The organism is Halomonas sp. THAF5a, assembly GCF_009363755.1.
GTDB lineage: Bacteria > Pseudomonadota > Gammaproteobacteria > Pseudomonadales > Halomonadaceae > Halomonas.
The window spans coordinates 1,278,500-1,293,825 of sequence record NZ_CP045417.1 but is presented as its reverse complement, the minus strand read 5'-3'; the positions used below and the strand labels follow the sequence as shown (position 1 = coordinate 1,293,825).

The 15,326-nt window shown below is 66.2% G+C and carries 16 protein-coding genes; 6 read left to right on the top strand and 10 right to left on the bottom strand.

Features of this window, described 5'->3' with window-relative positions:
* Window positions 1-76: 76 nt before the first annotated feature.
* On the bottom strand, window positions 77-1,237 hold the full coding sequence (locus FIU83_RS05790; protein ID WP_152483169.1) for a 2-aminoethylphosphonate--pyruvate transaminase: 1,161 nt from the start codon (window positions 1,235-1,237) through the stop codon (window positions 77-79).
* Window positions 1,238-1,365: 128 nt separating this feature from the next.
* On the opposite strand from FIU83_RS05790, the gene FIU83_RS05785 reads away from it, so the two are divergent.
* Together FIU83_RS05785 and FIU83_RS05780 are read left to right on the top strand one after the other, a co-directional pair.
* Window positions 1,366-2,250 (top strand): LysR substrate-binding domain-containing protein, encoded by an 885-nt coding sequence (locus tag FIU83_RS05785; RefSeq protein ID WP_152483168.1) that lies wholly within the window; start codon window positions 1,366-1,368, stop codon window positions 2,248-2,250.
* A gap of 90 nt (window positions 2,251-2,340) precedes the next feature.
* Complete coding sequence (locus FIU83_RS05780; RefSeq protein ID WP_152483167.1) at window positions 2,341-3,267, top strand: LysR family transcriptional regulator; 927 nt, start codon at window positions 2,341-2,343, stop codon at window positions 3,265-3,267.
* A 96-nt stretch (window positions 3,268-3,363) separates the two neighbouring features.
* Here the strand turns inward: FIU83_RS05780 and FIU83_RS05775 are convergent, their stop codons facing one another.
* The 3 genes from FIU83_RS05775 to FIU83_RS05765 form a co-directional block, all read right to left on the bottom strand.
* Window positions 3,364-3,672 carry an AzlD family protein gene (locus tag FIU83_RS05775; protein ID WP_152483166.1) on the bottom strand — a complete coding sequence of 103 codons (309 nt, stop codon included), beginning with the start codon at window positions 3,670-3,672 and terminating at the stop codon, window positions 3,364-3,366.
* A complete protein-coding gene (locus FIU83_RS05770; RefSeq protein WP_152483165.1) occupies window positions 3,669-4,397 on the bottom strand; it encodes an AzlC family ABC transporter permease in 729 nt (242 codons plus the stop codon). Before FIU83_RS05770 ends, FIU83_RS05775 begins: the two co-directional genes overlap by 4 nt.
* Before the next feature lie 195 nt (window positions 4,398-4,592).
* Window positions 4,593-4,916, bottom strand: coding sequence for a gamma-glutamylcyclotransferase (locus FIU83_RS05765; protein ID WP_152483164.1), 324 nt, complete (start codon window positions 4,914-4,916; stop codon window positions 4,593-4,595).
* 208 nt (window positions 4,917-5,124) lie between these two features.
* On the opposite strand from FIU83_RS05765, the gene FIU83_RS05760 reads away from it, so the two are divergent.
* Window positions 5,125-5,655 (top strand): TetR/AcrR family transcriptional regulator, encoded by a 531-nt coding sequence (locus FIU83_RS05760; protein WP_152483163.1) that lies wholly within the window; start codon window positions 5,125-5,127, stop codon window positions 5,653-5,655.
* Entirely contained in the window at window positions 5,642-6,700 is a 1,059-nt protein-coding gene (locus FIU83_RS05755) for an alcohol dehydrogenase family protein (protein ID WP_152483162.1), read from the top strand. Before FIU83_RS05760 ends, FIU83_RS05755 begins: the two co-directional genes overlap by 14 nt.
* A 180-nt stretch (window positions 6,701-6,880) precedes the next feature.
* Here FIU83_RS05755 and FIU83_RS05750 read toward each other — a convergent pair whose 3' ends face one another.
* Together FIU83_RS05750 and FIU83_RS05745 are read right to left on the bottom strand one after the other, a co-directional pair.
* A complete protein-coding gene (locus FIU83_RS05750; RefSeq protein ID WP_216645067.1) occupies window positions 6,881-7,711 on the bottom strand; it encodes a DUF4437 domain-containing protein in 831 nt (276 codons plus the stop codon).
* Between the two features lie 299 nt (window positions 7,712-8,010).
* On the bottom strand, window positions 8,011-8,919 hold the full coding sequence (locus tag FIU83_RS05745; protein WP_152483161.1) for a LysR family transcriptional regulator: 909 nt from the start codon (window positions 8,917-8,919) through the stop codon (window positions 8,011-8,013).
* A gap of 403 nt (window positions 8,920-9,322) precedes the next feature.
* On the opposite strand from FIU83_RS05745, the gene FIU83_RS05740 reads away from it, so the two are divergent.
* Window positions 9,323-10,339: a zinc-binding alcohol dehydrogenase family protein gene (locus FIU83_RS05740; protein WP_152483160.1), complete on the top strand. Its 1,017-nt coding sequence runs from the start codon at window positions 9,323-9,325 to the stop codon at window positions 10,337-10,339.
* A 140-nt stretch (window positions 10,340-10,479) separates the two neighbouring features.
* On the opposite strand, the gene FIU83_RS05735 is transcribed toward FIU83_RS05740, so the two are convergent.
* Window positions 10,480-11,037 (bottom strand): carboxymuconolactone decarboxylase family protein, encoded by a 558-nt coding sequence (locus FIU83_RS05735; protein WP_152483159.1) that lies wholly within the window; start codon window positions 11,035-11,037, stop codon window positions 10,480-10,482.
* 204 nt (window positions 11,038-11,241) lie between these two features.
* On the opposite strand from FIU83_RS05735, the gene FIU83_RS05730 reads away from it, so the two are divergent.
* On the top strand, window positions 11,242-11,886 hold the full coding sequence (locus FIU83_RS05730; RefSeq protein ID WP_152483158.1) for a TetR/AcrR family transcriptional regulator: 645 nt from the start codon (window positions 11,242-11,244) through the stop codon (window positions 11,884-11,886).
* Between the two features lie 202 nt (window positions 11,887-12,088).
* On the opposite strand, the gene FIU83_RS05725 is transcribed toward FIU83_RS05730, so the two are convergent.
* The 3 genes from FIU83_RS05725 to FIU83_RS05715 form a co-directional block, all read right to left on the bottom strand.
* Window positions 12,089-12,952 (bottom strand): glycine betaine ABC transporter substrate-binding protein, encoded by an 864-nt coding sequence (locus FIU83_RS05725; protein ID WP_152483157.1) that lies wholly within the window; start codon window positions 12,950-12,952, stop codon window positions 12,089-12,091.
* Window positions 12,953-13,095: 143 nt separating this feature from the next.
* On the bottom strand, window positions 13,096-14,346 hold the full coding sequence (locus FIU83_RS05720; RefSeq protein WP_152483156.1) for a Xaa-Pro peptidase family protein: 1,251 nt from the start codon (window positions 14,344-14,346) through the stop codon (window positions 13,096-13,098).
* Between the two features lie 35 nt (window positions 14,347-14,381).
* On the bottom strand, window positions 14,382-15,272 hold the full coding sequence (locus FIU83_RS05715; RefSeq protein WP_152483155.1) for a hypothetical protein: 891 nt from the start codon (window positions 15,270-15,272) through the stop codon (window positions 14,382-14,384).
* Between the last annotated feature and the right edge of the window lie 54 nt (window positions 15,273-15,326).

Here is a 15,326-nt window from a genome sequence, read left to right as displayed (position 1 = left end):
TGTTGCCGGGGGAGTGGCGTGTATTCACTGAAGAGCGACGTGCTTTCAGTGGGTTGTCGCAAAGGGAAATGGCGGCTCAGGCCGTCGGACGGCAGTCGTCGACGCCCATGGCGTCGAGCGCCTCGCGCACGGCGACGAGCAGGCGCTCGACCACCGCGGCATCCAGGCGGCCGATGCAGCCGATGCGAAAGCTCTCGGCCTCGGTCAGCTTGCCCGGATAGATGACGAAGCCCCGCGCCTTGAGCTCGGCGTAGAAGCGGCCGAAGTCGAAGGCGGGATGGCCGGGGCTTACGAAGGTGGTGATGATCGGCGACAGCCAGCGATCCTCGAGCAGGGTCGCGAAGCCCAGCTCGCGCATGCCGGCCACCAGCCGCTCGCGGCTGCGGGTGTAGCGGGCCAGACGCCCCGCCACCCCGCCCTCGTCGCGGTGCTCGGCCAGCGCCGTGTGGAAGGCGGCGACCACGTGGGTCGGCGGGGTGAAGCGCCACTGGCCGGTACGCTCCATGTAGCGCCACTGCTCGAGGAGATCGAGGCTCAGCGAGTGGGCGCGGCCGGTGCTGGCCTCGAGCAGGTCGCGGCGCAGGATCACGAAGCCGAAGCCCGGCACACCCTCGAGGCACTTGTTGGCCGAGGAGACCAGGACGTCGAAGGGCACCGCCTCGACGCTCAGCGGCACCGCGCCGAAGGAGCTCATGGCATCGACGATCAGCCCCTTGCCCCGGGCCTTGACCACCTCGGCGATCTCGGCCAGCGGGTTGAGGATGCCGGAGCTCGTCTCGCAGTGGACCAGGAAGACGTCGGTGATCTCGGGGTCGGCGTCGAGGCGTGCGGCCACCTCCTCGCCCCGGGGCGGCAGGTAGTCGCCCTTGTCGAGCACCACGTGCTCGCGGCCCAGGTAGCCGAGGATCTTGGCGGCGCGCTGGCCGTAGGCGCCGTTGGCCAGCACCAGGGCCTTGCCGTGGCGATCGACGGCGGTGGCCAGCGCCGCCTCCACGGCGAAGGTGCCGCTGCCCTGCAGGGGCACGCAGGCGTAGGCGTCCTCCGAGGCGCCGGCCATCTCGAGGAGCTGGGCGCGGACCTCGGCGGTCAGGCGGTTGAAGTCATCGTCCCAGGAGCCCCAGTCGTGGAGCATCGCGGCCTTGATGGTATCGCTGGTGGTCAGGGGACCGGGGGTCAGCAGGTAGGGAGCGTCCTGGCCGGGCTCGTCGACGGGGGGCATGGCGGCGGCAAGGGACATGGGCGGCTCCGGCTATCTCTCAAAGGGAAATGGATCAAAGGGAAGTGGCGCCCATCAGACCAGTCGCTTGACCATAGATAAAATCGATTTATCGTATCTTTGATACAAGCTGAACTTATAGTGAAACCATGTCGCTCTCCCACGCGCAGCTGCGCGCCTTCCATGCGGTGGCCGTCCACGGCAGCTTCACCCGCGCCGCCGAGCGCCTCTGCCTCAGCCAGCCGGCGGTCTCCGACCAGGTGCGCAAGCTCGAGGAGCGCTTCGGGGTCAGCCTGCTGCGCCGCAGCCGGCGCACGGTGGCACTCACCGACCTCGGCGAGCGGCTGCTCGGCATCACCCAGCGGCTGTTCGCCGCCGCCGACGAGGCCGAATCGCTGCTGGCCGGCGCCCGGGACCTTCAGTCGGGCAAGCTCACCCTGGCGGTGGACTCGTCGATGCACGTGCGGCGCTTCATCGCCCGCTTCCAGGCGCGCCATCCCGGGGTGCGCTTCCAGCTGATGACCGGCAACACCGATGCGGCCCTCTCCCGGCTGTTCGAGCACCGCGCCGACTTCGCCGTGCTGGGCCGCACGGTGGAGGATCCCCGCCTGCTGAGCGTGGAGCTGAGCCGCGCCCCGCTGATCGCCTTCGTGCCCACGGACCACCCCTGGGCCCGCTGGCGCTCGATCCGCCTGGCCGACCTCGCTCGGGCCCCGCTGGTGCTGCGCGAGCGCGGCTCGATGACTCGCCAGGGCCTGGAGGCGGAGCTGCGCGCGGCGGGCATGGCGCTGACGCCGGCCATCGAAGCCGAGGGGCGCGAGGCCGTCTTCGAGCTGGTGGCGGCGGGGCTCGGGGTGGGGATCGTCTCGGCGGCCGAGGCCGGCCACCATCCCGACATGCACCGGCTCGCCATCGAGGACAGCGGCCACTGCATGACCGAGACCCTGGTCTGCCTGCGCCAGCAGAGCGAGCGGCGCCTGGTGGCGGCCTTCCTGGAGGTGGTGCGTGAGGCCCTCGACACACCCGAAGCGTGAGGCAATGACACGAGAGAACACGTGGCGGCCGCTTCGTTGATAAGCCAGTATCATCACCGATGAATTTATTGATTGGGTTGAAAGCCTACCGTGAACCTCGACCATCTTCGGCTCTTTGTCCGCCTGGCGGCGACCCACAACATCTCGCGCGCGGGCCAGGAGCTGAGCATCTCCCCCGCCGTGGCCAGCGCCCACATCCGCAAGCTGGAGAGCACCCTGGGGGTGCGTCTGGTGCATCGCACCACGCGTCAGGTGTCACTGACGGAAGATGGCGAGGCGTTTCTTCCCCACGCGGAAGAGGTGCTGGCCAGTGCCGAGGCGGCGCGCGCGTCGGTCGGCGTGGGCAGCACCACGCCCAGCGGCACGCTCAGGGTCACGGCGCCCGCCTCCTTCGGACGCATGCACCTGGTGCCCGGCCTGAAGGGCCTGCTCGCTCGCTATCCCGAGCTGACCATCGACCTGCGGTTGACCGATACCATCGTGGACCTGGTCGAGGGCGGCTTCGATATCGCCATTCGCAACTCGGCGCTGGAGGATTCCAGCCTGATCGCGCGTCGGCTGGCGCCGGACCGACGCATCCTCTGCGCCTCGCCGGACTACCTGGCCCGCTGCGGCGAGCCCGATAGCCCGCACGCCTTAAAGGATCACGACTGCATTCACCTGATGGGGCTCGAGCAGTGGAGCTTCGAGACCGATCGCGGCCCCGTGACCATCAAGACCCGGGGGCGACTTCGCACCGACAACGGCGAAGCCGTCCGGGATGCCTGCGTCGATGGGCTCGGCGTGACGATCAACTCCACCTGGAGCGTCTATCGTCACCTGGCACGGGGCGAGCTGGTCCCCATCCTCCAGGACACCCCCTTGAGCAGCGAGACGAACATCTGGGCCGTCTATCCCAGTACGCGCCAGCTGGCGCCGAAGGTGAGGGCCTTCCTCGACTACTTCGCCGCGTACTATGGCGACCCGCCCTACTGGGATACCCCGGCAGGAGGCCACGCGACTCGGAACCGTGCCTGATCGCCTCGCCGGCGCGTTACGGCGAAAAACGAGGGCGTCGTCGGCGGATCGAGCGTCCGATGGCGACCGCACAGGATCAGCAAGACAGCGCGCGTCTCACAGGAGACGCCACAGAGCAGCGGACGCGACGCCGGCCGCGATGGCGAACAGCGGTTTCTGCGTCGCCAGCATCACGACCAGGGTGGCGACCAGGGCCAGGCGAGCGCCAGGGTCTCCGTTGACCGCCATGGGCGTGATCACGGCGACCAGCACGGCGCCTCCCATGGCGTTGATGAACCGCTCGACACGGGGGCCGATCGGCACCCACGACATCACCAGCACGCCCCCCACGCGGGTGAGGTAGGTGACGAGGGCCATGAGGACGATGGCCGTGAAGGCCCCCGCCGGGGTGACAGGCAGCGTCATGAAGCGGCCCTCCGCGTGGCGGAGCGTGGCGGCATCCAGAGGCCGATGATGCCGCCCGCCAGGGCGCCGACCACCACGTGAGCATTGGCGGGCAGCCACTCGAGGGCCGCGAGGGCCGCGAGGGCCGACGCGCCCCAGGGGAGCAGCACCCAGAGATCCCGCTTGCCGACCAACAGCATGGCGAGCAGAAAGCAGCTCATGATCACGTCCAGACCAAAGCGCTCGGGCTCGGTGATACCGCTGCTGAACACGACCCCCATCAGGGTGCCCAGCAGCCAGGCGAGCCACAGCGCCAGCCCGGCGCCGACCAGGACGCCCACGTTGCGTTCGCCGCGCTGGTAATCCGAGGCGGCCATGGCCCAGTTCGAGTCACTGAGCAGGCTCAGGCCGAGATAGCGTTGCTGGGGAGGCAGATGGCAGACCCAGGGATAGATGGACGCCCCCATCAGCAAGTGGCGAGCGTTGATGGCGAAGGTCGTGGCGATGAGCGCCACGACCGGTATGCCGGGCCCCCACATCTCGAGCACCGCAAATTGGGCGGGCCCTGCGAAGACCAGGCCGCTCATCAGCACCGCCTCGATATCGGACATGCCGCGATGTAACGCGGCAACCCCGAAGGCGAGCCCGAAGGCCATGGTGAAGAGCGATATCGGGGCCATGCGCCGCAAGCCGGCAAGGATCCCGGCTCGATCGAGCCGCACGCTGGCCGAGGAGGAGTAGGACATGTCGATCGCATCCAGTCGTGAAAAGGGGCAGTAACGACGCCCTCGAAAGCGCCCAGGGCAAGACGATCGTATCCAGTCACCTGACACGATTCATCATTGACACGAAGACATCATGGTACGCGCTTAACGCGAGAAGACCAGGTGGCGCGTCAGGATCACCTGGCCCTTGGTCACGCGATGCGCGGCCCTCGACGCTCAACGCAGGGCGTAGACGTAGGCCTCGACCGAGCCTCCCTCGGCGAGGCGGACGGTGACCGGGGTGCGCTGGTACTCGGCGCCCTCGAAGTCGTCCAGCGCCGCCCAGTGATCGGGCAGAGCCTCGGAGACGAAGACGTGGCCCGGGATGTCGTCGCCGGCCTCATCCAGCACCAGGCCGGGGTAGCCCATCTCGGCGCCCCACCCCGCCTCCCGCAGGCGACCCTTGATGCGACCCGGCTGCCAGTGGCCGCCGATGGCCTGCATCACGTGTTCATTGGGCCCGCCCGGTCCCAGTGTGCCGTAGATAAACAGGCGTTCCATGACGCGCCTCCTGAGCAATTAGTTAAACGGCTAATTGTGTACGCCAGGGCGCCGGCGGGGCAAGCTCGGGACGCCCTGCCCCCCCGCCGAGCGCGTCATCGATGTCGGCCGAGATCCCTGTACCCGATATCCGCCCCCAGCGTTGACGAATGTAGAAAGATCATTCTACCCTAGAGGTAGAAAGACCTTTCTACCGATGAGGCATGACATGGACAAGGATCAGATCGCGGCACGGCTGGAGGCGCTCTTCAGCCAGCAGGGCTTCGCCACGCCCAGCGTGCCCGAGATCAAAGAGGCCGCCGGGGTGAGCATGCGGACCCTGTATCGCCACTTTCCCTCCAAGGAGGCCATGGTGATCGGCGCCCTGGATCATCGCCATGCCCGCTATCTCGCCTTCCTGACGAGGGATGTCTCGTGCCCGGGGGCCGAGGCCATCACCGAGCTGTTCCAGCGCCTGGCCCAGTGGATGGAGCACGAAGCGCCCCATGGCTGCCTGTCGATGAGCGCCTTCGCGGCCTTTCCCCACAACGCGCGGGTCAATGATTCGGTGAAACGGCACAAGCACGAGATACGCCGGCTGCTGGCGACCCTGAGCGGACGCGAGGCACTGGCGGGCGAACTCTTCCTGCTTCACGAAGGAGCCTCGGCCGCCTGGCCCACCCTGGGCGAGGAGGCCATCCGATCGGCCCAGACGGCTGCCTACCAACTGATGAGGAGAACCGACAATGACGCTGCCTGACACGATGTTCGGCATCCAGCTCACCGGCCATGGTGGCCCCGAGGTGCTGCACGCCCGTCACGATATTCCCGTGCCCAAGCCCGGGCCGGGCGAGGTGTTGATTCGCGTCGCCGCCGCCGGCGTCAACAACACCGACATCAACACCCGGCTCGCCTGGTACTCGAAAGGCGACGCCGACGGCGAGGATGCCAGCTGGTCCGGCAAGCCCCTCCAGTTCCCGCGCATTCAAGGGGCCGACGTCTGCGGCCGGATCGCCGCGGTCGGGGATGGCGTCAGCCCGGAGCGGATCGGCGAGCGGGTACTGATCGAGCCCTGCCTCCGGGAGCATCGCGGCGAGCCGCTGGACCCGCCCTGGTACTTCGGCTCCGAGTGCGACGGCGGGTTCGCACAATACACCACCGTGGCCGCACGGCACGCCTGCCGCATCGACAGTGCGCTGAGCGACGTCGAGCTCGCCTCCTTCCCCTGCTCCTACTCCACCGCCGAGAACCTGCTGACTCGCGCCGAGGTGGCCGCGGGGGAACGGGTGCTGGTCACGGGCGCCTCCGGCGGGGTCGGCTCGGCCGCCGTCCAGCTGGCCAAGGCCCGCGGGGCGCATGTCATCGCCATCACCGGCGCCGACAAGGCCGAGATGCTGCGTGAACGGGGCGCCGACGAGATCGTGCGCCGCGAGGACGTCCTCAACGAGGTCATCGACGCCAACAGCATCGATGTGGTGGTGGACCTCGTCGCCGGCGAGCAGTGGCCGCAGTACCTGGAGGTGCTACGCCGCCACGGCCGCTACGCCGTCTCGGGCGCCATCGCCGGCCCGATCGTCGAGCTGGATGTCCGCACGCTCTACCTCAAGGACCTGCGCCTGCTGGGCTGCACGGTGCTGGAGCCCGTGGTCTTCGCCAACCTGATCGCCCATATCGAGCAGGGCCGCATTGCCCCCCTGGTGGCGACGTCCCTGCCCCTCGAGAAGATCGGCGAGGCGCAGGCGCTGTTCCAGGAAAAGCGTCATGTCGGCAAGATCGTGCTCGAGGTCGACGTCGCCGACGCATAGTGCCTCCGTGGCGTGCCGAGATCACCAGGCTGGACGGGCGACCGGACGCCACGGCGCGATGCGGCGGGCGTGGAAAGGCGTCATGTCCAGCGAGTATCGCTCGCCATGCAGGGCATCAGCCCGCCCCGGGGCGTCGCCACCGGCGTGCCGAACACTCACGGGCGGGCTGACGGATCTCCCCTAGCGAATCTCCAGCGCCCCATTGGTCCGCACGTAGAGCACGGCAGGCGACTCGCCGTCGGCTGAGAGCGAGATGCGCTCGTCACTCTCTGTGCCGACGTAGCTGCCCGGCGCCAGGGCCTCGTCGTCACCGTCCACCCGGGGACTACCCTTGACCACCACGGCGTGCAGGTAATCGCCCTCGCTCTCGAGCGCGCCGGAGAAGCCGGCCGGCATCTCGATCAGTCGGCCGTTGTCCTGTCCCGGGTCGGTCTCGCCCCACAGGTAGGCGACCCGGGGGGCCGGCCCCTCTCCTGACACGCCCGCCTGCGGCAGCCAGTTGATGTCGCTGGCATCGAGCCAGACCAGGTTGGATTCGTCCACGTTGACCGGCCGCTCGCCGTTGTCGAAGGCCTCGCTCGAGGGCTGGACCAGGTAGGGGCCGTTGTCGATCTCGATATAGGCCAGGTTACGATCCCCCGCCGCGGCGGTGATATGGGATTCGCCTGCCGGCTGGATCCAGAAGGAGCCGCTGGGCAGCCACTGGTTGGCCGCCGCCGGATCGTCATTGTGGATCTCGCCACTGATGACCACGCCGCGGTAGGTGATGTTGTGGATGTGTTCCGGCGAAGCGAAACCGTCCTTGAACTCGACCAGGAAGCCGGCGGGTCCGGATGCCGTGGTGCGATCGCCCCACAGGGCACCAGCCTGGGGGCTCTGGTCGCCTCGCGCCGGATTCAGCGGGCTCCACGGGACCTCGTCGTGCGGCGTGATCTCCGGGCCGGCCATGGCGGCGGAACAGGACAGGGACAGTAGCAGTGCCGCGAGGCGCTTCGGGGCAAGGGATGGCATAAAGGCTCCTTCGGGTGACGGAGGGAATGACGAAATCATCGACCTCTGGCCGACTCCGGCCACCCTACCCGGCCACGGGGCAATGTTTTATGCACGATACCGGGAATCTGTTTCAGCCAAAGCTTGAAAGTCTTGCGGGAACTTTCCAGACGTTCCTGGCGTTCATCCGCTCTTTCGGCCACCCGCTTGCCTCCTGAAGGGGGAGCATGCGTCGACGCCGGACAGGTGCCGGATGCTCTTCCCGCCGCCTCAGGCCATCGACGAGGTGGTGAGGCGAGCCCTGGCCTGTCCCGCCAGATTCAGCGCTGGCGGGGTAGGGCCTCCCGCATGGCAAAGGTGTCGATCAGATGATCGGCCAGCGCCTTGACCCGGTGCGGCTGGGTGCGCGCCGGGGGGAACAGCAGCTGCACCGGGACGGGAGCCGCCGCGTAGTCGGGCAGCAACTCGATCAGCCGGCCGCGGCGAATGTCGTCCGCCGCGTCCAGCTCCGACTTGAGCACGATCCCCCGGCCCTCCAGCCCCCATTGCCGAACCATCGCCCCGTCATTGGCAACGCGATCGCCCTGCACCGTCACGATCTGAGGCCCCGCCGGGGTCTCGAAGCGCCACTGGTTGTCGAGGTTCTGTCCGAAGCGCATCACCAGGCAGTTGCGTGATCGGAGATCGGCGGGCTCGCGAGGCACCCCGTGGGTCGCGAGATAGGCCGGTGACGCACAGACCAGCCGCCGGGCATCGCCCAGGGCGCGCACCCTCAGGCTGCTGTCCATGATGGCCCCGAGACGCAGGGCCAGATCGACGCCCTCCCCCACGATGTCGACATAGCCGTCCGACAGCAGCAGCTCGATCCGGATGCCCGGATGCCGGTCCTGAAACGTGCTCAAGGCATGAGAGAGCAGATGACGCCCCGTGTCGCTCGGCGCACTCAAGCGGATCGGCCCCGTCAGGGTCTCGGCACCGTGGCGGATGCGGGTATCCAGGTCGGCCACGCCGTTCAACAGCTCCCGGGCACCGTCGACCAGGGTGCGCCCCTCCTCGGTGAGGCTGAGGGCGCGGGTGGTCCGGTTGAGCAACACCACCCCGTAGTGCGCCTCCAGCGCGGCCAGACGCTCCGAGACCGAGGTCGGCGACAGGCCGACCTCGCGCCCCGCCGCCGTCAGGCTGCCCTTCTCCACGATGGTCAGGAACAGCGCAATGTTGTCGAGCAGCATTCTACGGACTCACCGGAAGGTGTTGGCGATCACAGGCCGTTTTCCGCCTGTGCGAGATAACGAGGATACCGCAAGTGGCAGGACGTCGCGGCACGGGCGGGCCTTCCGCTTCCCGGGCACGACGCCATGTCAACGAAGCGTACGGCGGCCAGCCTTACATCCTGACGCTGTCGCCCTGATTCCGAAGCCCTGATTCCGAAGCCCCGGAGAGGCGGTGGAGTGCCGCCTCGTGATTATCCGGCCCAACCGGATTATGTCTTCGCTCTCGGCCGGTTTTTACGGCATCTCGACGACCCTATGATGCCCTCACCCGGCGCAACGAACGCTGGCCCGCCTGACCGTTGGGCCATGCATCCGCCGCGCCCCTGCGGTAAATGATCCCTGATGCAAGGAGTAAGTCCCCATGAAAGCCATTGGCTACTTTGAACCCGGTTCCATCGACCGCGATGACGCCCTGGTCGATCTCGAACTCGCTACCCCGACCGCCACCGGCCATGACCTGCTGGTCAAGGTCGAGGCCGTCTCGGTCAACCCGGTGGACTACAAGATTCGCCAGAACCGGGCCCCGGCCGAGGGCCAGGCCGCCGTGCTGGGCTGGGACGCGGTCGGCGAAGTCGTCGCCGTGGGCGACAGCGCCTCACGCTTCTCACCGGGCGACAAGGTCTGGTACGCCGGCGACATCAGCCGGGCCGGCACCAACAGCGAATACCACCTGGTCGATGAGCGCATCGTCGGTCACGCGCCGAAGTCCGTGCCGGCCGCCCAGGCCGCCGCCCTGCCGCTGACCACCCTGACCGCCTTCGAGATGCTGTTCGACCGCCTGCGGGTCACCGAGCCGGTGCCCGGCGCGGCGCCGGCGGTGCTGATCATCGGTGGTGCCGGCGGCGTGGGCTCGATCGCCATCCAGCTACTGCGCGCCCTGACCGACCTGACCGTGATAGCCACGGCGTCGCGCCCGGAAACCCGGGCATGGGTCGAGGCGCTGGGCGCCCATCACGTCGTCGATCACCGCCGGCCGCTGCCGGCACAGATCGAGGCGCTGGGCATCGGCCAGCCCGGCTTCGTGTTCTCGACCACCCATTCCGGGCAATACGCCGAACAGGTGGCGGAGCTGGTGGCCCCTCAGGGGCGCTTCGGCCTGATCGATGATCCCGAGACGCTGAACGTGCTGCCGTTCAAGACCAAGGCGGCCTCCATCCACTGGGAGCTGATGTTCACCCGCGCCCTCTTCACCACCGCCGACCTCGACCGGCAGGGGAAAATTCTGGACAGGGTAGCCGGCCTGCTGGACACCGCCATGATCCAGTCCACCGCCACCGAGGCCTTCGGCACCATCAATGCGGCGAACCTCAAGCGAGCCCATGCGCTGCTGGAGAGCGGCAAGGCCAGGGGCAAGATCGTGCTCGAAGGATTCGCCTGACGCCTGACGCACCCGCCCCACACGCCACGAGGCGGCCGATCCCTCGGCCGTCTCGTGGCGTTTTCTCGATACTGGCGAGCGGACCTCGCGGCGGCGGGACCGCTCGCTCGGGCGGCGGTGGCCTCGCCACCGATGCCCCGTTACCCCTTGGCCTTTTCCCAGGCGAAGGGTTGGAAGGGCGCATCGACCGGCGTCTCGGCCAGATGGTTGGTGTAGTTGCTCATCACCTTCTGGGCGAGCCCCAGGACGATCTCCAGCACCTGCTGGCGGGTGAAGCCGGCGTCGAGGAAACGCTGCACGGTGGCCTGATCCACCTCGCCGCGCTCTCGAACCATCGCCAGGGTAAAGGTCCGCAGCGCCTCGAGACGATCGCTGGGCAGCGGCGTCTCGTTGCGCAGGGCCTCGGTGATCGCGTCATCGACCTTCATCGACTTGGCGATGGCGGTATGGGCCGGCACGCAGTAATGGCAGGCATGCTCGACGTTGATCGTCTGCCAAACCACCGTGATCTCGTCGGCATCAAAGCTGGTGCGCTGGAAGAGATCGTGGAGAACCTGATAGCCCTCCAGCAGCGTCGGCGCCTCGGCCATCACGGCGTGCAGCCCGGGGATCATGCCGAAGCTCTTCTGGGAGTTCTCCAGCAGCGGTTGGCTCTCGGCCGGGGCCGTCTCAGGGGTATGCAGGGAAAAATCGCTCATGTCGTGCTCCTTCGGGAAGAGTGTTACCAGGGGAAAGCCCTGCACCCACCCATTTTGAGCGATCGCTCAAAATGGGGCACAGGAGGGGGCGTCCCCACCACGATTCAGGAGGCTAGCTGTTTTTGAGTGATCACTCAAGCTACAATTTGAGTGATCACTCAATATTCATGCGCGAGCCATCCACTCGCGAATCCGGAGAGCGCCATGTCTCGCCCCAGCCAGTACGACCGTCACACCGCGCTGGACCAGGCCATGCAGCTGTTCTGGCGCCAGGGATTCCATGCCACCTCGCTCAAGGACATAGAGCGCGCCCTCGACATGCGCCCGGGCAGCATCTATAGCCACTTCGGCAGCAAGGAGAAGCTGTTTCGCGAATCGCTGGAGCGCTATACGCGGTTGGGGCTTGCCGAGCTGGAGCGGGCATTGGCCGAGGGCCCCACGCCGCTGCGAGCCCTGGCCGACTACCTGCGTGGCCTCGGCACGCTCTACGACCAGGCCTTGCCCAGCCGAGCCTGCATGCTGGTGAAGAGCCTGCTGGAACTCGATGAGCGCGAGGCGGCGGCGCGCGAGCACGTCAATACCCTGCTGGCCGGCATGGAGGCGCGCTTCCACCAGGCCCTGGAAACGGCCCGCCGGCAAGGCGAGTTGCCCGATGACCTCGATACCCGGCGCCTCGCCCGCCGCCTTCAGGCCGACGTCATGGGGCTGCGGGCCTTCGCCCAGCGCGATGTCGACAGGCAGGCCGTCGAAGAGCTCGCGGAGGACATGGCCCGCGCCCTCGAGTCCCTCGGCACCTCTGGCCATCGCGACTCCCCCACCGCTGAACGGGCAGCAGAACACTCTGGGTAAAGCCGCCAGTAAGCCGCGGTGAGGCCATTCAGTGGCGGAGCCACATCTCTGACGGCAGAAAGGGGATCGATGCCCGAATTTGGTGAAGCACGTCTCAATAGAATGCGACGTCCCCACGATCTAACGCACAAGATAATTCGAGCCGGATGAAAAAATTCATCCGGCTCGATATCTCAAGAGTCTTGATCAATACGTTGGAGGGCTAGCTCGACGCCTCGGCAAACCAGCCATCGATTATCTCACGATTTTCGTCGATCCACTCCTTGGCACCCTCTTCAGGATCACCCACTTCCTCGATACGCGCCATCAGGGAACCAAGGCTATCATCGTCCATATTCCAGGCGTTGAGCAGTGACGTCAGCCAAGGATCTTCCTCATCCAGCCCAGGACGAGCCATCCAATAGATATCCTCGTTCTCGCCATAGATGCCCTGCGGATCCTCGAGGTACTTGAGATCGTACTCGGCAAAAGCCCAATGCGGGCTCCACAGCGTGACAACGACAGGTTCATTACGCTCATAAGCACTATCTAAAGCCGCCATCATCGCCGGCCCGGAACTGTTGACCTGATTCATGGGCAGCTCGTACGCATCGATGGCATCTTCCGTCAGTCCGGCAATCGCCGATCCTGGATCGATGCCAAGAATGGCGGGGCGCCCCTGATACTGATAGCTTTCCGCCTGCTGCTGAAGCTCGGGAATGCTGTCGATATCGGCGAAGCTGGGTACGACCAAGCCCAGGCCGGTTCCCCGATACCAGATATCGTGGACATCGATCCTATCACGATAAGGCTCCAGGAACGGCGCATCCGTGGTCGGCAGCCAGATTTCAAGAGAAAGATCGAAGTCTCCGCTGGCGAGGCCACTATAGAGCACGCTCTTGCCAACATCCGACAACTCGACGTCATAGCCATGTTCCTCCTCGAGGAGGATCTTCCACATGTTGGCCACGGCGATATTCTCGGCCCAGTTATTGGTACCAATCGTCAGTGACTTGTCACTGGCTGCGGACACCGTGCCGGCAGACATGACACCGAGCGCCAAGAGAGTCGCGGATAACTTCTTCATGGAATCTCCTTCATCTGATTATTGGAATAGCGATGAGCCAAGACTAGCATGAGATCACTTCCATCAAAGCGGCGCATTTCTCATAACCTGCATGAGTTAAAGGAATGCAGCATCTCATGAGCTATGGCGCAATCTTGGGGCGATTATCCCAGCAGTCGAGCATCGAAAGGATAATCCGACAACAGCTCTACCTGGCCGTCTTCCCGGATATAGAGCTGCTCCTCGAGCTTTACCCCTTCCCCGCCATCTTCATGGCCGATGAAGCTCTCGACACAGAGGGTCATGCCCGGCTCGATGATGCCGTCGTACCCCTTATCGTCGATATCTTCACGATGCACGATATAGGGATATTCCCCGTTCATGCCGACGCCATGTGCCAGGGCGAAGTAGCGGCGTGACTTGTAGGCGGGGGGAATCTGCCAGGCGCGCTCGGCGTACTCCTTGAAGCTGACCCCCGGCTTCAGGTTGGCCATGTTGGTCCGAATCTGGTCATAGGCCATTCGATACAGACCCTTCTGCGCCTGGGTCGGTTGATCACGACCACAGAGGAAGGTGCGCGAGAAGTCGGCATAGTAGCCATAGCGTCCGACCACATCGGTATCCAGCGCCACCAGCTCCCCGGCTTGAATGCGACGGTCGGAACACTCCTGGAACCAGGGGTTGGTCCTGGGCCCCGAGTTCATCAAACGTGTCTCGACGAAGTCCGCGTCGGTGGCGATGATGTGCTGATGAAGCTTTGACCAGGCTTCGTTCTCGGTCACACCGGGGCGGATAGCCGCCTCCAGTTGCCGCACCCCATCCTCGACCGCGCGCAGTGAGGAACGAATCATCTTGATCTCGTTGGGCACCTTGTAGGCACGCGCCTGTTCGAGGGGTTCCTGGGCATCCAGCACTCGGTAGCCGCGCTCCTTGAGGGCGAAGGCCGCCTGGGAGGTGGCGCTCTCCAGGGCTACCTTGCCGCCACCACCGCACTGGCGCTGGATCAAATCGTCGATTTCGTCGGCCCAGGCCTCCGTCACGGCATGGGTGTTTCGTTCGTTGAAGTAGTACGAGATGGCCTTGGCCGGCCGGATCTCGTCGATGGTGGGAAGATGAGAGGCCAGGTGTTCACACCCGGAAAACTCGAACAGCACCACCGGCCCTTCGGCCGGCACGAAGGCATAGCGCGCCGGGTTGCGGGAGCTGTAGACCTGCATGTTGCGCGAGCCGGTGGCATAGCGCACGTGCGCCGGGTCGAACAGCACGGCGGCAGAGATATCGCGCGCCTTGAGCTGTGCCCTCACGCGCCCGAGTCGATCGCACAGGATCTGCGGGATCTCCTCCCGCGTTGGCTCGCAGTCCTCGGGGCGATGGGTGGGGGCCAGGATGCCCAGTGCGGCTAGATCCATGTTCATCAGCGGTGCTCCAAAGCGATACGTTGGGAAAAGGGTCAGTCAAGCAGGCCATCGACGCGTTCGGCGCGATCCTGCTCGGCCTGGATGTGGAGCTCCGAGACCCGGCCATACAGCTGGCGCGTGCGCTCGAGCCGACCGACCACACCCGGTGACTGGGAGTAGGCGAAGATCGCCGTCAATCTCGGGGTGGCCCCCTCGACGCGAGTCACCCGATGCAGGCTGAAGCGCCCCTTGAACAGCTGAAGATCCCCGGGCTGCAGGTCCAGCCGACGCACGCCCTCGCGGTCCTCATCGCGAATCACCGCCCCCACGCCGGCATAGTTTTCATCCTGCGGCGTCCGAATGTCCGGGCAGTACTCGAAGCTGCCGCCGGCCTCCGGTGCCTGGGTCATCATGGTGACGATGAATTCATTGGTGTCGTAATGCCACGGCTGTTCCGTACCCTCGGGCAGCACGTTGAGTACCAGCCCGGCATAGGGGTCGGCATATTCGTAGACCTGCTCCTCGCCGAGGCAGCGCGCCACCAGGGACTTCATGCCCGGCGAGACATACAGCCGTTGCATGATGCGATCGGCCGTGATCATGTCGCGGGTCACGAAACCGCTGGTCCGGGTCATGAACAGGCGGCGGGGATCCTGCTCGGGAAGCGTCGGATCATCCGCGGTGAAGTAGGCGTTGACTTCCCGGGTATTGTAGAAACTCTTCTCGGCCAGCTCCTGACACTCCCCGCGCATCTGAGCCAGGCGATCCTCACGCATGAAGCCACGCAGCACCGCACAGCCCTCTCGATCCAGGTCGGCGCGCGCCTTGGCGATGACCGATAGCAGGGCGGGATCGTCGGGACGGTCGAGGGGATAGCGTTCGCTATCGACCAGGTCGGTCAGATCATGGCGCTCGGCATCGGCCAATTGCTGTGCGGTGAGCATCGGGGTCCTCCACGGTCACGGGGAAAGGGTCGACCAGTCGACGCTGGTCTCGTC